This window comes from Rothia nasimurium (assembly GCF_928381415.1).
Taxonomy (GTDB): domain Bacteria; phylum Actinomycetota; class Actinomycetes; order Actinomycetales; family Micrococcaceae; genus Rothia; species Rothia nasimurium_H.
The window spans coordinates 1-266 of sequence record NZ_CAKMSF010000038.1 but is presented as its reverse complement, the minus strand read 5'-3'; the positions used below and the strand labels follow the sequence as shown (position 1 = coordinate 266).

The following is a 266-nucleotide window of genomic DNA, read 5'->3' as shown; positions in this document are numbered from 1 at the left end:
ACGCAAACAACAAACAAACTCAGTCATAAAAGTGTAAGCCTTCGGACTATTAGTACCAGTCAACTCCACGGGCATTCCCCGCGTCCATACCTGGCCTATCAACCCCATCATCTATAGGGATCCTCACATGACCCAAAGGCCACCAGGAAATCTCATCTCGAAACAGGCTTCCCGCTTAGATGCTTTCAGCGGTTATCCCTCCCGAACGTAGCCAATCAGCCATGCACCTGGCGGTACAACTGACATACCAGAGGTTCGTCCGTCCC

The 266-nt window shown here is 51.5% G+C and carries 1 rRNA gene; it reads right to left on the bottom strand.

What is annotated here, in order from left to right:
- Nucleotides 1-29: 29 nt before the first annotated feature.
- Nucleotides 30-266, bottom strand: a 23S ribosomal RNA gene (locus L7A20_RS11890); the annotation flags it as partial.